This is a genomic window from Mesorhizobium carmichaelinearum (genome assembly GCF_900199455.1).
Lineage (GTDB): Bacteria > Pseudomonadota > Alphaproteobacteria > Rhizobiales > Rhizobiaceae > Mesorhizobium > Mesorhizobium carmichaelinearum.
Map to the genome: position 1 here is coordinate 454351 of NZ_FZQR01000002.1, position 17717 is coordinate 472067.

Genomic DNA, 17717 nt, shown 5'->3' on the forward strand with positions numbered 1-17717 from the left:
GACACTACGGTCGGCACGGGGCGACCGGCGATATTTCAAACATCCACCCGCACGGTGGCGAAGTCCAATTCTTCATGCCCGCCTCTGCAGCTTCGGCGTAATCGCGTGGAAGGCAGCAATCGCCGCGTCGACGAAAGGCGTGTCGTTGATGTTGGCCCGCACCCGTTCGACCTGGCGCAAGGGCGTGCGGCGAACCGTCTTCTCGATCGCCTCGAACAGCGCGTTGTCGGCTTCCGGATCATCAAAGGGCTGACCCGGCGAGTCGAGCATCGAGACGCCGCCCTCGGGCAGCAGGAAGCGCACAGGGCCGTTCATGGCGTTGAGCCGCGCGCCGATCCATTCGCCGAAAGCGCGGTTCTCGTCCCGCGTCGTGCGCATCAGCGTCACATTGGGATTGTGGATGACGAATTTGCGGCTACGGAATTTCTCCGGCACGCTGTCGCGCGGGCCGAAATTGACCATGTCGAGCGCACCGGTCGAGCCGACATAGGGCAGTCCGGTGCGGATCGCCGCGCCGAAACGATCCTCGGTTGCCGCGAAGACACCACCGACGATCATGTCGGCGACTTCCGTGGTGGTGAGATCGAGGAAGGCCGACAGCAGGCGGGAGTCGCCGAGATTTTCCATCGCCCGCCCGCCAATGCCGGTGGCATGGAAGACAAGGCAATCATAGTCGGCTTCGAGGCGTCTGGTCACCGCTTGCACCAGGGGCGTGGTGACGCCGAACATGGTGATACCGACGGCCGGCCGCGCCAGCTTGCGTTTTGCTTCCCAGGCCTCGGCATTGGGCAATTGCGCGACCATGCCGGCCATGGCGTGCGCGGCGTTGGACAGCACGGCTTCAGTGATCGAGTTCAGCCCCTGCACGTCGGCGACCGAATGGAACATCATGATGTCGGCGCCGCCGACATATTTGGCGACGTCGCCGGCCGCCACCGTCGACACCATCAGCTTGGGGATGCCGACGGGCAGCACGCGCATGCCCGCCGTCGCCAGCGTGGTGCCGCCGGAGCCGCCCGCCGAGATGACGCCGCCAATGCGCGGCTCACGCTCGATCCAACGCGCGAAGGCTTCCGCCATGGCGCTGACCGAGCCGCCGCGATCATTGGTGAAGACAGCGGAGGATCCGCGCACGTGCATGCCGGCCACCTGCATGGCGGGCACGTCGGCGCTTGTCGGTTTTCCCGATGTGGAGAGATCGACCGTGCGCACGGGCAGGCCGAGCGATCTCAGCCGGTCGGCGACGAAGCGCAATTCCTTGCCCTTGGTGTCGAAAGTGCCGACGACGAGCACGGTCCTGCCGATGCGCTCGGCAAAGGGAATGGCAAAAACCTTTTTCAAATCGTCCTGCGGTGCTGCCTTGTCGACCGCCGCCTGGCGCAGTTCGGTGACCGGGACATTCCAGCGGTTGGGCAGTTCGGTGACCGGTCTATAGACGCCGTTCTGCGGCATCGGCTCGGCCGAACCGGCGCCAGCCCTGTCGACGCGATAGACTTCCGCCAGTTGTTCCCTGGCCTGCGCCACGTCCGCCGGCGTGACTTGCGCCTCTTCGCCATGGCGGCCGACGCCGAGCAGGCGCTGCTGCAATTCGCGGTCGGCGGCGAGCGCCTTGGCGTCCATCAGCCGGTTGATGCGGCCGTTGACCATGATGGCGACCTGGTTCGACACCGCTGTCGCCACGCCGATATTCTGCTCGATGACCAGCACCGCCATCTCGCCTTCAGCGGCGAGGTCGACCAGCATCTTCTCGACCTGGTCGACGATGACCGGCGCCAGACCTTCGGTCGGCTCGTCCATGACCAAAAGCTTGGGATCGCTGAGCAGCGCGCGCGAAATCGCCAGCATCTGCTGCTCGCCGCCCGACAGCTGCGAGCCGCCGTTGCCGCGGCGTTCGGCCAGGCGCGGAAAGGTCTGGTAGACGCGCTCAACCGTCCAGCTGGCATCGCGCCTGTTGCCGGCGGCAAGACGCAGATGCTCGTCGACCGTCAGGCTCGGCCAGACGCGGCGGCCTTGCGGCACATAGCCGACGCCGAGGCGGTGGATTTCGTGCGGCTCGAGAGAGGTGATCTCGCGGCCGTCGACGCGGATCGAACCGGACTTCGCTCGCTTCAGGCCGACAATGGTGTTGCACAGCGTCGACTTGCCCATGCCGTTGCGGCCGACCACCGACAGCACGCCGCTTTCCAGCGTCAGCGAAACGCCCTGCAGCGCATGGCTTTCGCCGTAGAAGACCTGCAGATCGTCGATCCGCAGCATTGCCTTGGCGATCTTCTCGGTCGTTTGGCGAGGGGGACGCTCAGCCATGCTTGCCCCCGAGATAGATTTCCTGCACTTCCGGATCGGCTTCGATTTCCTGCGGTGTGCCTTCCTTGAACAGGCGGCCATTGTGCATCATCGAGACATATTCCGAGACACGCAGCGCAACGTCGAGATCGTGCTCGATGATGATGTAGCCGATGTGTTTCGGCAGCGCGTTGAGGATGGCGACGAGATCGCGGCGCTCGGTCGGCGACAGGCCGGCCGCCGGCTCGTCGAACAGGATGAAGCGCGGCGCGCCGGCCAATGCCAGCGCGATCTCCAGTTGGCGCTGCTGACCGTGGCTCAGCGTCGCCACCAGCGTGTCGCGGTAGGTTTCCAGATGCACGGCGTTGAGGATCGATTCCGCCTGCACCATGTTGACGTCGTTTGCCGCCGGGCGCAGCAGCGAGAACCGCCGGCGCGAAACGCCACGGCAAGCGAGAAAGATGGAATCGAGGACTGACAGGCCCTTGAACAATTGCGATATCTGATAGGTGCGGCGCAGCCCGCGCCGGATGCGCTCATGCGGCGGCAGGTCGGTGATGTCCTCGCCGAAGAAACGGATGCGCCCCGCCGTCGGCAGGAAGTCGCCGGTCACGGCGTTGAACAGAGTCGTCTTGCCGGCGCCGTTGGAGCCGAGGACCGCGCGCCGTTCGCCGGCCGCGATCCTCATAGTGATGCCCGAGAGCGCCACCAGCGCCCCGAAATGCCGCGCCACGCCATCGAGCTCCAGCGCATAGGCGCCGGTGCTCTGGAGACGGTTTGCTGCGAAGCTTTCGGTCACTGGCGGCTGCACTCGACGTCCGGTTACGGGCAGCTCGGATTGTCGCGGTTGACCGCGCCGAGCTTCATGAACTCGTCTTCGGGAATGCCGAGCGTCTGGTTGACCTGCGGCACGACCTTGACCAGCTTGTTGAGGAGATTGCCGTCGGCGCCTTCGGTGACCTCGGTCAGGAAGATGTCGGCGATGGCGTTGCGGTTCTTGTCGAGCGACACCTTGCCGGTCGGCGTGTCGAAGGACAGTTTCGACAGCGCGTCGCGCAGCTTCTTGCCGCCGTCGGAGACATCGCCGCCGACCTGGTCGAGGCCGAGCAGCGTCGCCTTCATGTCGACATAGTAGCCATGGGCGAAGAGCGAGGGCGACGGAAACGCGCCCGGCTGCTTCTTGTAGGCCTCGACGAAGGCCTTCCAGGCCGGCGCGTCATTGGTGTCGGCGGTCGGGCCGGCCGACGGCGTGCCCTTCAGCACATCCTTCAGCTTGCCTTTCGAGGTCAGCACGGTCTGGTCCACAGTGATCGAACCGCCGATCAGCGGCGCGGTGCCGCCGCTTTGTTGGTACTGGGTCAGGAAGTTGACAGCATCGGCGCCGCCGAGCGCGACATAGATCGCGTCGACGCCTTCAGGAATGGCGGCGATGACCGAGGAAAAGTCCTTGTTGCCGATCGGCACCCACGACTTCGACGGCACGTGACCGCCGGCCTTGCAGAACTCGGCCATGAAGCCGAACACCTGCGTGTAGGGGAAGGAATAGTCCTCGGCGACGGTGGCGACTTTTTTGTAGCCCTTGTCCTTGAAGGCATAGGTGCCGAGGCCGGCCATCCACTGCGCGCCATCGGTCGAGAAGCGGAAGAAGTTCTCCGCCGGATTGCGCAGCGTGGTGTCCTGCGCGGCCGAAGTGCCGTTGATGAAGGTCACGTTCGGCTGGGTCTTGGCGTAGTCTTTGACGGCGAGGCCTTCGTCGCCCGAGAGCGGGCCGACCAGCACCTTGACGCCGTCCTGCTCGACCAGCTTGCGCGCGGCGCGTACCGCACTGTCGGGCGAGGCATCGGACGAACCCTTGACGATCTCGATCTTCTTGCCGGCAACCTTGCCACCGACTTCCTCGACCGCGGTCATGGCGCCGCGCTCGCTATCCTCGCCGAGCACCTTGAACGGCCCCTCGAAAGTGGCGAGCAGGCCGATCTTGATGGTGTCGTCGGCAGCCAGCGCCATCGAAGGCGCGGTCAGCCCGGTGAACACGGCGAGCGCGAGCACTGTACGTCTATGCATCCTCATGATTTTCCTCCCATTGATTTCGTTTTGCAGTGGTTCATTCCATCCCGGCGCCTAGGGGCCGGGACGCAAGGACTCCTGGGCAAGATGTGGCTTGATCCTCCCCCACAACCCAAGAATTCCATCCTGTGAGACGAAGACGATCACCAGGAACACCATGCCGATCAGCGTGTTGAAGCGCTCGGCGCCGACGATGTCGATGGCGAAGGTCTGCATCAGGATAACGACGACCGCGCCGAGAAACGGCCCGATCGGGTGGCGCAGGCCGCCGATGACGGCAATGATCAGCACGTCGATCGCGGCATCGACGCCGATGGTGCCGGGCGAGACGCGGCCGTTGAACCAGACCAGCAGCACGCCGGCCAGTCCGGCGATCACGCCGGCCAGCAGCCAGGCGAAGACCTTGTGCGCGGTGACGTGGTAGCCCAGTGCGCGCATGCGGCGCGGATTGTCGCGGATCGCCTGCAAGGTCATTCCGAAGGTCGAGCGCGAGCCGTAGAGCACCGCCGCGTAGGACAACACCGCAAGGCCAAGGCAGAGATAGTAGAACGGCCGGGGATCACGCCAGTTGACGCCCCAGAAGACCGGGGCACGGATACCGGCATAGCCGGAATGGCCGTTGAAAATGGCGTAGTTCTGCTGCGCGAAATAGTAGGTCGCGGTGGCGATCGCCAGCGTGATCATGATGGTGTAGATGCCCTCGGTGCGCACCGAGATCCAGCCGATCAGCGCCGACGCCAAAGCCGCCGCAAGCAGCGCGAACGGCACGGCGAGCCACCACGGCCAGCCGAAACCCAGAATGTTGGAATTGTTGTTGCCGAGGATGGCGATGGCATAGGCAGCGATGCCGGCGACGGTGATCTGCGCCAGGCTGACCATGCCGCCATAGCCGGCAAGCAGCATCAGCGACAGGCCGAGCATGCCGAAGATCAGCGAATAGCCGCCGATCTGCGTCAGGAAGAAATCGGATGCCACCAGGGGATAGAGCACGAGTGCCGCGCCAAGGATGATGTGGCCGGCGCCGAGCTTCTCCAGCCAATTCTGCTGCGCCGTTGCGCTGCTGGTGGCGATGGCCAGGCTCATCTTGCCTTCCCCATAATGCCTTGCGGCCGCACCGCCAGCGTCACCACCATGATGACGAAGGTCAGCACGATGCCGTAGGTCGGGAAGTAGACGAGGCCGATCTGCTCGGCGAGGCCGATCAGCAGCGCACCGATGGCAGCACCGGTGATCGAGCCCATGCCGCCGACGATGACCACGACCAGCGAGGCCAGGAGATAGCGGACATCCTCGCCCGGCGCGACGGAAAGTGCTGAACCACCGACGACACCGGCAAAGCCGGCAAGGCCGGCGCCGACCGCAAAGACGATGGCGAACACCGCATGCACATTGACGCCCGAGGCCTGCAGCATGGCGCGGTCGTCGACGCCGGCTCGGATCATCATGCCGACGCGGGTCTTGTGCAGCATCAGCCATAGGCCGACGCCGATGACGATCGCCGCCGCCAGTACGACGACGCGGTAGAGCGGATAGGTGAGGAAGACCGAGGCGCCGTTGGAGCGTACCGCCGTGATGATCGGTAAGGTCAGGGCGCCGTCAAGCCATTCGGGCGTGGTGATCTGATAGGTGCCGCCGGCCCACACCGCCAGCATCAGATCGGCAGCGACGATCGAGATGCCGATCGAGACCAGCGTCTGGCGAAGGTCATCACCTTCGAGGCGGCGGAAGACGAAAACCTGCATGACGACGCCGACGATGGCAAGCACGGCGAAACCGGCGGCGACGCCAAGCAGCCAATAACCCGTGCGGGTGGTGACCTCGTAGCCGATATAGGCGCCAAGCAGATAGAGCGAGCCATGCGCGAGATTGACGTTGCGCATCAGGCCGAAGATCAGCGTGAAGCCACTGGCGACGAGGAAATAGAGGCCGGCCAGCGTGATGCCGTTGAGGATGGCGCTGACGAAGGCCTTCTTGGAGATCAGGATCGCATTCAGCCAATCCGGCCAGACAGCGAAGACCAGCCATGCGATGACGGCGGCGGCAAGCAGGCCGACGAGGCTCCAGGCCTGCCGGCGTGTCATGCCGCCGCTTGAGAGCGACTGAGATGGCTGGTCGAGCAGGCTCATGCCGTCAGCCGCCGGCGCTGCTCGTTCATACGCGGCGCCTTGTGGAACTTGCCGTCCTTCATGATGGCGAGGATGCGGTTCTTGTCCTGCAGGATGCGCACATCGGCGATCGGGTCGCCGTCGATCAACAGGATATCGGCGAGATAGCCTTCCTTGATCAGGCCGAGCTCGTCGCCCATGCCCATGATCTGGCCACCATATTTGGTGCCGGCCTGGATCGCTTCCATCGGCGAGAAGCCGAGCATCTCGACGAAGGTCTGGATGTCCTTGGCGTTGGTGCCTTGCGGCGTCCAGGCAAAGCCGTAGTCGCCGCCGATCAAGACGCGGATGCCGCGCCGGTGCATCTTCTTCATCGTGTCGATGCACATTTCGAGTTCGCGCTCATATTCGAGCGACAGCGGCGAGCCGGGCTTGATGCCCCACTGCTCGGCATGGCGCGCGGTGTTGATCAGCCAGGCTATGCCGGGCGCCACGAAATGCTTGTCCTTGACCGCCTCGAGCATGTCGAGCGCTTCCTCGTCGGCGAAGGAGGCATGGTAGATGTTCTGGATGCCGTGGCGCACGCACTGCTTGACCGAGCCGGACGAGCGCGCATGCGCCGACAGCACCTTGTTGCGGCAGCGCGCCTCGGAGGCCGCCATCGCGACCTCCTCCTCCGACATTGGCGTTTCCTCGGCGCCCATGCCGGTGATGCTTTCGCCGGACAAATTGAGTTTTATCGAGTCGACGCCGTATTTGATCAGCTGGCGCACGGTGCGGCGGATTTCCTCCGGGCCGGAGACAACGATGCCGAGGTTCAGCCCTTCATGCGGAATGTGCGACGGCGAGGAATCGCCGAGACCGCCGACCGTGGTGATCTCCGGCCCCGCCGCGAGATAGCGCGGCCCGGGGAAACGGCCCTGGTTGATGAACTTCTTGGCGACGACATCGAGACGCGGCTTGGCGGCGGCGGCACCCCGGCCGGCGGTGAAGCCGGCATCGAGCACCAGCTTGGCCATTTCCATGGTGACCAGCATGTGCTCCTCGATTTCCATCATCTGGATGGGATCGATGCCGGGCGCGTTGTTCCAGGACAGATGCAGATGCGCATCGATCATGCCGGGCATCAGCGTCGCGCCCATGCCGTCGATGACGGTTGCGCCGCCACTATAGGACGACGAGGAGGACGAGCCGAAGCGCGATGAGCCCTTGGTGATCTGCTTGATGCGGTTGCCCTGCACCAGCACCTCGCCGGTGTAGGGATATTCACCCGTCGCATCGAGCACGCGTACATTGGTGAACAGCGTGCTGCCCGAACCGTTGCCATTCCAGCTGTCGTCTGCCATCACAAGCCTCCCAACTTGCCGAGCGCGTAGTTCTACGCCCGATCTGAAATCCTCACCTATCAACCCGTCTCAAAAAATCGGCGAGCTTCTGGCTGCTTTCACGCGGGCTTTCCACCGTGGCCCAGTGCCCGCACCGATCCAGCGACGAGAATACGGCGCCCTTGATCTTGTCGGCAAGCGCCTGGGCGACCCCTTGCGGGTTGACCGTGTCGGCGTCGCCGGTGACCAGCAATGTCGGCGCCGATATCCTGCGCGCATCGACGGCGGTCGCCTTGGCCAACGCTTCGCAGGTGCGGGCATAGGATTCCGGATCCTGGCGGGTGATCGATTCCCGCACGAAGGCGACGGCGGCCGGCGAGGTTTCCCTGGTGTGGGCCGAGATCGCATTGGCGACGATCTGGTCGGCGATGTCGGCCATGCCGCCCGAGCGCGCCAGCCGCGCCCGGTTGCCGAGCCCTTGCCGTGTCTCCTCCGCCGGTTCCGCTAGCGCGCCAAACAGCGTGAGCGACGCGACCAGCGAGGGCTGCGTCGCCGCAATCTGCTGGCAGACGATGGTGCCCATTGAATGGCCGACGAAATGCGCTGTAGTAACACCCATGCCGGCCATGGCGCGGATGACGGCCTCGCTCATCCCCTCGATCGTTAGCGGCTCGATCGGGCGCGGCGAGCGGCCAGAGCCCGGCAGGTCGAGCCGGATGACGCGGTAGCCCGACAGTGCCGCCATCTGTGGCTGGAACATGTTCGACGTGCCGCCGAGGCCGTGAATCATCACCACGGCGGCGCCCTCGCCGACGGTTTCGGCAACCACCTGGCCAACCGTCACCGTGGTCATTGCGCGTGCTCCGCGAAGCGGTTCTCCAGCGTGCCGATGCCATCGATCTCGATGCGCACGACGTCGCCGGCCTTGAGGTATTTCGGTGGGTCGAAACCGATGCCGACGCCGACCGGCGTGCCGGTGGCGATGATGTCGCCGGGCTTCAGCGTGATGCCTTGCGACAGCGTGGCGATGATGGTCGGGATGTCGAAGATGAGCAGCGAGATGCGTGAATCCTGGCGCAGATCCTCGTTGACGAAACACCGGATGCCGGCCGTCGCCAGATCGAGTTCGTCCTTGGTCACCGCCCATGGCCCCATTGGACAGAATGTGTCCTGCGACTTGCCGATCAGCCACTGGCTGTATTTGCCTTGCAGGTCGCGCGCGGTGACGTCGTTGACGATGGTGTAGCCCCAGACATGGTCGAGCGCATTCTCCTTCGAAATGCCGCGCCCGCCCTTGCCGATGATGACAGCCAGTTCCGCCTCGTAGTCGATGGCCGTCGAGACCGACGGGTCGATCAGCACGCTGGCATGGTTGGCGACGACCGATTCAGGCACTTTGGAAAAGATGATCGGATGCTTGGGGATCGCGCCGGCGCCGGCGCTGGAATCGAACCCGCTGCGGGCGAATTCATGCGCGTGCTCGTGATAGTTCTTGCCGACGCAAAAGATGTTGCGGCGCGGCTGCGGGATCGGCGCTTCGATCTCGACCTGCGCCAGCGGGATCGGCGAGAGCGTGCGCGGCAGGCCGGCACCGTTGCGCTCGATCAAAGCCAGAATGCCTGATTTGGCCTGGTCGACGGAAAAATCGAAGGGGGCAACGGTCTGCGCATCGAGGTCGACAAGACCCACGCGACGTTCGCCAGCGATCGAAAAAGTCGCGACCCGCATCCAGTTCCTCCCTGAACCAATATTGAGCCAATTATTCGCTCTTTTGTTACACGCTAGCGCCGATTGGTTTAGCCCGCAAGAGGAATCTAGGCTGGTCATACCAAAAAGGATTCGACCGCCATCCCCACAGCCTCATAGGATGTCGATGGGCGCCGTGTGGTGGACGACGATAACCGAAGCTGCTATCAATGGTTCAATATCGGATCAGATAAAAGTTGCCAGACATGCCAAAGCTCGTCGCCAACGACATCGCCACCGCGCTGAAGAAACGCATTTCATCAGGCGAATGGATCGAGAATGGCCGCATGCCGCCGGAGCGCGACCTGGCGAGCGAATTCGGCGTGGCGCGCAACACGGTGCGACGCGCCGTCTCCTTCCTTGAGGATGATGGCACCGTCGTGCGGCATGTCGGACGCGGCACGTTCCTGACCACCACCAATCCCGCTTCGATGGCAGCGGTTGTCGGCCGGATGGAAGGCACCAGCCCGGCCGACATGATGGAGATCCGGCAGTTGCTGGAGCCGGCGGCGGCGGCGTTCGCCGCCACCAACGCCAGCGCCATGGAACTCAACGCGGTGCGCGAGGCGCACAAGATCGCCTCGGAGTCACAGGACATGCCGACCTTCGAGCATTGGGATGCGGAGTTCCACCACCGCATCTTCGCCTGCTCGCGCAACGATTTTCTCAAAGAGATCCACAATCTGATGCGCATCCTGCGCAATCAGGCGCCATGGTTCGAAATGAAGAAGCGCTCCTTTTCCGAGGAGCGCCGCAGCATCTATTGCAGCGAACACCAGACGGTTCTCGATGCGCTGCTGCGCCGCGACCCCGAAAGCGCCAGCCAGGCCATGCTGGCGCATCTGAGAACCGTCGAGCGCAATCTGCTGGGGCGGTAGATCCGCAGAACGACAGCCCTCACCAGGGCAGACCGACATAGTTCTCGGCGAGTGCGGTCGACGCCGCCTGCGAGTGTACGAGGTAGTCGAGTTCGGCTTCCTGGATGCGCTGGCCGAAGTCGCCTGTATCGGGAAAGCGATGCAGCATGGTCGTCATCCACCAGGAAAAGCGCACCGCTTTCCAGACGCGTGCCAGCGCCTTTTGCGAATAGGCCTCGATACCGGATTGGGACTTGTCGGTGTAGAAATCGCGCAGACCGGCAAAGAGATAGCGCACGTCGCTGGCGGCGAGGTTGAGGCCCTTGGCGCCGGTCGGCGGCACGATGTGGGCGGCATCGCCGACCAGGAACAGCCGGCCGAAGTGCATCGGCTCGGCAACGAAGGAGCGCAGCGGTGCGATCGACTTTTCGAAGGATGGCCCGGTGGTGACGCTCGCCGCCGTCTGTTCCGGCAAGCGGCGGCGCAACTCATCCCAGAAGCGGTCGTCGGACCAGGCCTCTACGCGATCGTCCTGCGGGCACTGCACATAGTAGCGGCTGCGATGCGTCGAGCGCATCGAGCACAGCGCAAACCCCCGCTCGTGATTGGCGTAGACCAGTTCGCGGTCGGCCGGCGGCACTTCGGCCAGCACGCCGAGCCAGCCGAACGGATACTGCCGCTCGAAGGTTTTCAGCGCGCGCTCCGGGGCCGATTTGCGGCTGACGCCGTGATAGCCATCGCAGCCGGCGATGAAGTCGCAATCGATGCGATGAGAGACGCCGTCCTTGGCGTAGGTGACGAACGGCGCGCCATCGAAATCATGCAGCGCGACATCGGCGGCCTCATACACCGTGACGAGGCCGGCCGCCTCGCGCTTATCCATCAAATCATGCGTCACCTCGGTCTGGCCATAGACGGTGACATGCTTGCCGCCGGTGAGTGCCGCGAGATCGATGCGGTGCAGGCGCTCGTCGAAAGCCAGTGAAATGCCGGAATGCGGCAGGCCTTCGGCATGCAGCCTTGCCGCAGCACCAGCCTCTTCCAGCAACTCGACCGTGCCCTGTTCCAGCACCCCTGCCCGCACGCGGCCAAGCACATGCTCGCGGCTCGAGCGTTCCAGAATGACGGTCTCGACGCCAATGCCGGCCAGAAGCTGGCCAAGCAGAAGGCCAGAGGGTCCGGAGCCGACGATGACGATTTGAGTGCGCATCAGTGGCCGAGACTTTCGATCTGTGCCGCCAGTTCGGCGGCGAGCCGCAGCGACGCGGCGGTGGCCACCACCATCTGCGGCAGCAGCAGCCATTCCAGCGTCCAGGCCGCGCCCGAGCGCTCCTGCTCATGCACCAGCGCCTGGTGCATGCCGGAAAGCTGCGTGGCGTTGAAACGGGCAAGCGCCACCAGCGCCTCGGCCTTCACCGGGTTCTGCTTGTGCGGCATGGCCGACGAGCCGCCACCACCGGACAGCGCGATGTCGGTTCCGCCTTGCGCCATCAGGGCGATGTCCTGGCCGAACTTGCCGAGACTGCCGGTCAGCAGCGACAGCCAGCCGGCAAAATCGGCAAACGCGTCGCGCTGGCTCTGCCATTGCGGCGCATCGGCAAGGCCGAGTTTTGCGGCAAGCGCGGCGCGCGCCGCCGGCCCCTTGCCGCCAAGCTTTTCCAGCGTGCCGGCGGCACCGCCGAACTGCACCACCAGCACGCGCCTGGATTGGTCCGACAATCTTTCCTGATGCCGTTGCAACGGGGCACGCCACGCCGTGATGCGGTCCGCAACTGTAATCGGAATTGCCGGCTGCATGCGCGTCATGCCGGTCAGCGCCCTGCCCCCGAAGCGTTCCTCAAGCGAGGTGAGCCGTATGATGGTTTCGGTCAGCAGCAGGCCGAGATGCTCGATGACGGATTTCAGCCGAAGCATCAGGCTCGTGTCGATGACGTCCTGGCTGGTGGCACCGAAATGCACTTTGTCACCATGCGGTTCGCCCACCGCAGCCCTGATCTGGCGCACCAGTTCGGGCACGACAACGCCGTCCTTGGCGACGCCTTCCCTGAGCAAGGCGGTGTCGGGCCGGAACGTGGCAAGCGCCGTCACAATCGCTGCCGCCGCATCCTTGGTTATGATCCCATTCTCAGCCTCGGCCTCCGCCAGCGCGCTCTCGAACGCCAGCGCCGCCTCGATTTCCGCCTCGACGGAAAAATGCCTCGACGCCTCCTCGTCACCGAGAAGAGCGGACAGCAGCGGATGGTCGAAGGGCGATACGGTCATGTCCTGTTCTTCCTGACCATCAGCTGTCGAAGAAGACTGTTTCCTTCTCCCCCTGGAGATGGATGTCGAAGACGTAGGTGTCGCCCTGGCGCTCGGCGATCAGCGTCGGCACGCGGACGCGGTGCTCGATGCGCGCCAGGATCGGATCCTCGGCATTGGCCTTTTCCTCGTCGGAGAAATAGAGCCGTGTGTGCAGGCCAAGATTGATGCCGCGCGCGACGATCCACAGCGTGATATGCGGCGCCATCAGGCTTCCATCTCGGAACGGCACGCGGCCGGGCTTGATCGTCTCGAAGGCGCAGACGCCGGTTTCCATGTCGGTCGGGCAACGGCCCCAGCCGAAGAAGTTCGGATCGGCGGCACCGCGCATCTCGGCCGGTGAGTTGTAAAACCCGTCGGCGTCCGCCTGCCATATCTCGATCAGCGCATCCTTTAGCGGCGTACCGGTGCCGTCCAGCACCCGGATTTTGAGACCGATGCGCTCGCCCTTGGTCTTGTCGCTGACCATGGTCGCGCCAAGATCGGCCGCGTAGACACCGCCGATGCCACAGAAATTCGGCGTCAGTCCGATATGGACGTAAGGTCCCGCGGTCTGCGAGGGGCTCTCCTTCAGCCGATCGAGCGATTGCGCCATCAATTGCCCTCCAGCCGGTTTTCGAACAGCGACGAGCGGCGGCCGCGCAGCACGATGTCGAATTTGTAGGCGAGCGCATCCATGGGGATGGTCGCCTGCGTGTCGAGGATGGCCGTCAGCGCCTCGATGGCCGCCTTGTCGGCGATGCCGCGCACGATCGGGCACTTCCAGATCAGCGGGTCGCCCTCGAAATACATCTGCGTGATCAGCCGCTGGGCAAAACCATGGCCGAAGACCGAGAAATGGATGTGCGCCGGGCGCCAGTCATTGGGTCCGTTCGGCCAGGGATAGGGCCCGGGCTTGACGGTGCGGAAAGCATAGAAGCCGTGCTCATCGGTGATGGTGCGGCCGCAGCCGCCGAAATTCGGGTCGAGCGGCGCCAGATAGCCGTCCTTCTTGTGGCGGTAACGGCCACCGGCATTGGCCTGCCAGAATTCGAGCAACACGCCGGGAACGCCAACGCCGCGCTCATCGAGCACGCGCCCATGGACGATGATGCGCTCACCGATGGCGCTCTCGCCCGGCCTGGCGAAATTGTGGATCAGGTCGGCGTCGAGTTCGCCGAGCATGGCGTGGCCGAAGACCGGTCCGGCTATTTCCGACAGCGTATTGTCGAAGGACAAAAGCGCCTTCTGCGGCGAGCGCAGCACCGAACTCTTGTAGCCCGGCGTCAGCGCCGGCGGATGCCATGTCCGGTCGCGCTGGAAGAAGGCGCCGGTCTCGGGCCTCCGGTTCGAGCCGGACTCAGCTGGCATTGTCGGTTCCGTCCATTTCCGAAAACACGTCCTTGGCTATTCTGAAGGCACGGTTGGCGGCCGGCACGCCGGCATAGATGGCGACATGCAGGAACGCCTCGCAGATATCGTCGCGCGTGGCACCGGTGTTGGCGGTGGCGCGCACATGCAGGGCGACCTCCTCATCATGGCCGAGTGCCGCCAGCAGCGCCAGCGTGACGATCGAGCGCTCGCGCTTGCTGAGACCCGGCCGCGACCACACTGTCCCCCAGGCAGCCTCGGTGATCAGTTCCTGGAAAGGCTGGTCGAAATCGGTGGCGGTGACCTCGGCCCGGTCGACATGGCGGTCGCCGAGCACGGCGCGCCGCACCGCGAGGCCGGTGCGATATCTGGCTGCGTTGCCGGGGACTTCATCCATGGGTTTGTGCTCCAGGGGCAAGCGATGCGACAAATTCGCGGATCAGCGCGACCAGCGCTTGAGGCTGTTCGACGCAAGGGATGTGTCCGGCGTCGCGGATGATCTCGAAGCGCGCACCGGGGATCAGGGCGGCCAGCGAGCGGACGAGATCGGGGGGCGTCGAGCCATCGTGGTCGCCGACGACGCAGAGCGTCGGCACCGCGATGCGGCGCGCGCTCTCGGTGAAATCCGCGTCGCGGACAGCAGCGCAGGTGCCGATGTAGCCGGCGAGCGCTTGCCGGGTCATCATGTTCCAATAGCCGTCGAGCTCGGCCACCCGTGCGGTGTGGAAGGCGGGGGTGAACCACACTTTGAGAACACCGTCGGCAATAGCCTGGATACCCTTGCGTTCGACGACCGCGATGCGTGTGTTCCAGCTCTCGTTGGTACCGATCTTGTGGGCCGTGTCGCACAGGATCATGGCCTCGACGATCTCCGGCCGCCTGGCATAGAGCCCTTGCGCGATCATGCCGCCGACCGACAGGCCGCACAGCACGATCTTCTCCAATCCGAAATGATCGATGAGCCCCGAGAGATCGTCGACATGATCGTCGATCGACCTGATGTCGCCGATGTCGGACAGCCCGTGGCCGCGCTTGTCATAGACCAGCAAGGACATTTCGCCATCAAGCGCGGCGACAATGTCGTCCCAGATGCGGAAGTCGGTGCCCAGCGAATTGATGAATATGATCGCGCGCGCATTGCCGGTCGCCTTGATGTGGCGATGGTGCAGCGTGATGCCGCCGATGGTGACGAATGGCACGATTTCGATCCTCCATCTCCACATTGCACAAGGCATTTGGTTCGGTAAAATGATATTTTGCGCCACTTCATTAACTCCGGGGTTATCAAATTATGGTCGAGAGCCGCATCCGGTTCCGTCATCTGCAGGCCTTCCTGGAGGTCGCGCGGCAAGGCAGCGTGGCCCGCGCCGCCGATTTCCTGCATGTCAGCGCGCCAGCGGTGACCAAGACGCTGCGTGAACTGGAGGAGGCGCTCGGTGTCGCCGTCGTCGAGCGTGACGGCCGCGGCATCCGCGTCACAAGGCTTGGCGAGATCTTCCTCGGCCATGCCGGCTCGGCGATTACGGCGTTGAAACGCGGCGTCGATTCCGTGCGCCAGGACGGCGCCATCAACCGCCATCCGATCCGCATCGGCGCGCTGCCGACAGTGTCGGCGAAGGTCATGCCACAGGCCATGAGCCTGTTCCTCGGGGAAAACACCGGGGCGGCGATCAAGATCGTCACCGGCGAGAATGCCGTGCTGCTCGAACAATTGCGCATCGGCGCGCTCGATCTCGTCGTCGGCCGGCTGGCGGCGCCAGAAAATATGACCGGCTTCTTCTTCGAGCACCTTTACTCAGAACAGGTGCTGTTCGTGGTGCGGGCCGGACATCCGTTGCTGGAACCGGGGGCGGACATCTTCGCGAGGCTCGACGAATTCCCGGTGCTGATGCCGACCCGGGAATCCGTCATCCGCCCCTTTGTCGACCGCCTGTTCATCACCAACGGCATGACCGCGCCTGCGACCGAGATCGAGACGGTCTCGGATTCGTTCGGGCGTTCCTTCATGCGGCAAAGCAATGCGGTGTGGATCATTTCGGCCGGCGTGGTGGCCAACGAGCTCGCCAACGGCACCTTCGTCGCTTTGCCGGTCGACACCGAGGAGACCAAAGGACCGGTTGGCCTGACGATGCGCACCGACACGGCGCCCTCGCCGGCCTTCACCATCCTGCTGCAAACCATTCGCGAAGCGGCCAGACCGGGCAAGTGAGGCATTGGACTGGTCGGACCGGGCGCCGTCTTCATCGGAAATCTCCTAACCCTGGGGTTAATGAAACACCGCAAAATATCATTTTACCGAACCAAACCACTGGTGCACTGTACCGATGGAGGACCACAGAGGGAGGAATGCATGACCTACGCTAGCGGTAGCAGATCCAGTATTCGTGGCGTGTCTCGGCGCCAGTTCATTGCCACCTCGATTGCCGGCGGCGCCGCGCTCGCGCTGGGCGGCAAGAGCGCCTTCGCGCAGGCAGGCGATACGCTCAAGGTCGGCTTTGTCAGTCCGCGCACCGGGCCGCTGGCCGGCTTCGGCCAGACCGACGGCTATGTGCTCGATCTTGCCCGCAAGGCGCTGGCCGGCGGCCTTGAGATCGGCGGCAAGAAATACAGTGTGGAAATCCTCGATCAGGATACGCAATCGGATCCCTCCCGCGCCGGCCAGCTCGCCAAGGACCTGATCAACAACCAGGCCATCGACCTGATGCTGGCGGTGTCGACGCCCGAAGTGATCAATCCGGTGGCCGATGCCTGCGAGGCCGCCGGCGTGCCGTGCCTGTCGACCGTCATGCCCTGGGAAGCATGGTATTTCGGCCGTGGTGCCAAGCCCGGCGCGCCCTCGCCGTTCAAATGGACCTATCATTTCGGCTTCGGCGTCGGCGAGTTCTTCAAGACCTACATCTCGCAATGGAACCTGATCGAGACCAACAAGAAGGTCGGCGTCATGTATCCCAACGACGCCGACGGCAACGCCATCCGCGCCAATCTGGCGCCGCTCTTGGCCAAGCAAGGTTTTACTATTGTCGATCCCGGTGCCTATGAAACCGGCACCACCGACTATTCCTCGCAGATCGCGCTGTTCAAGCAGGAAGGCGTCGAGATCTTCAACTCCTTCCCGATCCCGCCCGATTTCGCCGCCTTCTGGCGCCAGGCGGCGCAGCAGGGCCTGATCAAGCAGATCAAGATCGCGCAGGTCGCCAAGACCGGGCTGTTCCCGTCCGATATCGAGGCGCTCGGCGATCTCGGCATGAAGATTTCCAGCGCCGCCTACTGGCACAAGGCCTTCCCCTACAAGTCGCCGCTGACCGGCGTTTCGGGAACCGAGCTCGCCGACGGCTACGAGGCGGCGAGCGGCAAGCAATGGACGCAGCAGCTCGGCGCGTCGATGTCGCTGCTCGACGCGGGCTTCGAGGCGCTGAAGGCAAGCACCAACGCCAAGGACAAGGCGGCGGTGGCCAAGGCGCTGAGCACGCTCAAGACCGAGACGATGATCGGCAAGGTCGACTTCACCAGCGGACCGGTCGCCAATGTCTCGCCCGGCCCGATCATCGGCACGCAGTGGGTCGCCGCCAAGGAAGGCAGCAAATTCCCGCTCGACTATGTGGTGACCGAGAACGCCACCGACCCGAAAGTGCCTGTCGAAGCCAAGCTTCTTCCTTACAACGGTTGATGGGCCGCTGACGAGG

At 64.3% G+C, this 17717-nt stretch carries 17 protein-coding genes; 3 read left to right on the forward strand and 14 right to left on the reverse strand.

What is annotated here, in order from left to right; all coding sequences use genetic code 11:
- Positions 1 to 72: 72 nt before the first annotated feature.
- Genes CKW40_RS05425 through CKW40_RS05460 form a run of 8 tightly spaced genes read right to left on the reverse strand, consistent with a single transcriptional unit; the run spans position 73 to position 9508 of the window.
- Positions 73 to 2304 (reverse strand): ABC transporter permease, encoded by a 2232-nt coding sequence (locus CKW40_RS05425; RefSeq protein WP_439330959.1) that lies wholly within the window; start codon positions 2302 to 2304, stop codon positions 73 to 75.
- Positions 2297 to 3082: an ABC transporter ATP-binding protein gene (locus tag CKW40_RS05430; RefSeq protein WP_095198886.1), complete on the reverse strand. Its 786-nt coding sequence runs from the start codon at positions 3080 to 3082 to the stop codon at positions 2297 to 2299. Before CKW40_RS05430 ends, CKW40_RS05425 begins: the two co-directional genes overlap by 8 nt.
- A 23-nt stretch (positions 3083 to 3105) precedes the next feature.
- On the reverse strand, positions 3106 to 4353 hold the full coding sequence (locus CKW40_RS05435) for an ABC transporter substrate-binding protein (protein WP_095198887.1): 1248 nt from the start codon (positions 4351 to 4353) through the stop codon (positions 3106 to 3108).
- A 51-nt stretch (positions 4354 to 4404) separates the two neighbouring features.
- Positions 4405 to 5433, reverse strand: coding sequence for a branched-chain amino acid ABC transporter permease (locus tag CKW40_RS05440; RefSeq protein WP_095198888.1), 1029 nt, complete (start codon positions 5431 to 5433; stop codon positions 4405 to 4407).
- Complete coding sequence (locus CKW40_RS05445) at positions 5430 to 6476, reverse strand: branched-chain amino acid ABC transporter permease (protein ID WP_095198889.1); 1047 nt, start codon at positions 6474 to 6476, stop codon at positions 5430 to 5432. Before CKW40_RS05445 ends, CKW40_RS05440 begins: the two co-directional genes overlap by 4 nt.
- Positions 6473 to 7801 carry a metal-dependent hydrolase family protein gene (locus CKW40_RS05450; RefSeq protein WP_095198890.1) on the reverse strand — a complete coding sequence of 443 codons (1329 nt, stop codon included), beginning with the start codon at positions 7799 to 7801 and terminating at the stop codon, positions 6473 to 6475. The genes CKW40_RS05445 and CKW40_RS05450 overlap by 4 nt, the downstream gene beginning before the upstream one ends.
- A gap of 52 nt (positions 7802 to 7853) precedes the next feature.
- Entirely contained in the window at positions 7854 to 8633 is a 780-nt protein-coding gene (locus CKW40_RS05455) for an alpha/beta fold hydrolase (protein WP_095198891.1), read from the reverse strand.
- Entirely contained in the window at positions 8630 to 9508 is an 879-nt protein-coding gene (locus tag CKW40_RS05460; RefSeq protein WP_095198892.1) for a fumarylacetoacetate hydrolase family protein, read from the reverse strand. The genes CKW40_RS05455 and CKW40_RS05460 overlap by 4 nt, the downstream gene beginning before the upstream one ends.
- A gap of 224 nt (positions 9509 to 9732) precedes the next feature.
- On the opposite strand from CKW40_RS05460, the gene CKW40_RS05465 reads away from it, so the two are divergent.
- Positions 9733 to 10404: a FadR/GntR family transcriptional regulator gene (locus CKW40_RS05465; protein ID WP_013896893.1), complete on the forward strand. Its 672-nt coding sequence runs from the start codon at positions 9733 to 9735 to the stop codon at positions 10402 to 10404.
- Positions 10405 to 10423: 19 nt separating this feature from the next.
- On the opposite strand, the gene pobA is transcribed toward CKW40_RS05465, so the two are convergent.
- The 6 genes from pobA to pcaD are packed head-to-tail and all read right to left on the reverse strand — an operon-like array spanning position 10424 to position 15257.
- A complete protein-coding gene (gene pobA, locus CKW40_RS05470) occupies positions 10424 to 11593 on the reverse strand; it encodes a 4-hydroxybenzoate 3-monooxygenase (RefSeq protein ID WP_095198893.1) in 1170 nt (389 codons plus the stop codon).
- Positions 11593 to 12645, reverse strand: coding sequence for a 3-carboxy-cis,cis-muconate cycloisomerase (locus CKW40_RS05475; RefSeq protein WP_095198894.1), 1053 nt, complete (start codon positions 12643 to 12645; stop codon positions 11593 to 11595). The genes pobA and CKW40_RS05475 overlap by 1 nt, the downstream gene beginning before the upstream one ends.
- A 19-nt stretch (positions 12646 to 12664) precedes the next feature.
- The gene (gene pcaG, locus CKW40_RS05480) at positions 12665 to 13279 is read right to left on the reverse strand and encodes a protocatechuate 3,4-dioxygenase subunit alpha (RefSeq protein ID WP_095198895.1); all 615 of its coding nucleotides are present in this window, start codon (positions 13277 to 13279) and stop codon (positions 12665 to 12667) included.
- Entirely contained in the window at positions 13279 to 14034 is a 756-nt protein-coding gene (gene pcaH, locus CKW40_RS05485) for a protocatechuate 3,4-dioxygenase subunit beta (protein WP_095198896.1), read from the reverse strand. Before pcaH ends, pcaG begins: the two co-directional genes overlap by 1 nt.
- A complete protein-coding gene (pcaC, locus tag CKW40_RS05490) occupies positions 14024 to 14431 on the reverse strand; it encodes a 4-carboxymuconolactone decarboxylase (protein WP_095198897.1) in 408 nt (135 codons plus the stop codon). Before pcaC ends, pcaH begins: the two co-directional genes overlap by 11 nt.
- The gene (gene pcaD, locus CKW40_RS05495; RefSeq protein WP_179297836.1) at positions 14424 to 15257 is read right to left on the reverse strand and encodes a 3-oxoadipate enol-lactonase; all 834 of its coding nucleotides are present in this window, start codon (positions 15255 to 15257) and stop codon (positions 14424 to 14426) included. The genes pcaC and pcaD overlap by 8 nt, the downstream gene beginning before the upstream one ends.
- A gap of 68 nt (positions 15258 to 15325) precedes the next feature.
- Between pcaD and pcaQ the strand changes: the two genes are divergently transcribed.
- Together pcaQ and CKW40_RS05505 are read left to right on the forward strand one after the other, a co-directional pair.
- Positions 15326 to 16243 carry a pca operon transcription factor PcaQ gene (gene pcaQ, locus CKW40_RS05500; RefSeq protein WP_095198898.1) on the forward strand — a complete coding sequence of 306 codons (918 nt, stop codon included), beginning with the start codon at positions 15326 to 15328 and terminating at the stop codon, positions 16241 to 16243.
- A 141-nt stretch (positions 16244 to 16384) separates the two neighbouring features.
- Positions 16385 to 17701 (forward strand): ABC transporter substrate-binding protein, encoded by a 1317-nt coding sequence (locus CKW40_RS05505; protein ID WP_095198899.1) that lies wholly within the window; start codon positions 16385 to 16387, stop codon positions 17699 to 17701.
- Positions 17702 to 17717: the final 16 nt, after the last annotated feature.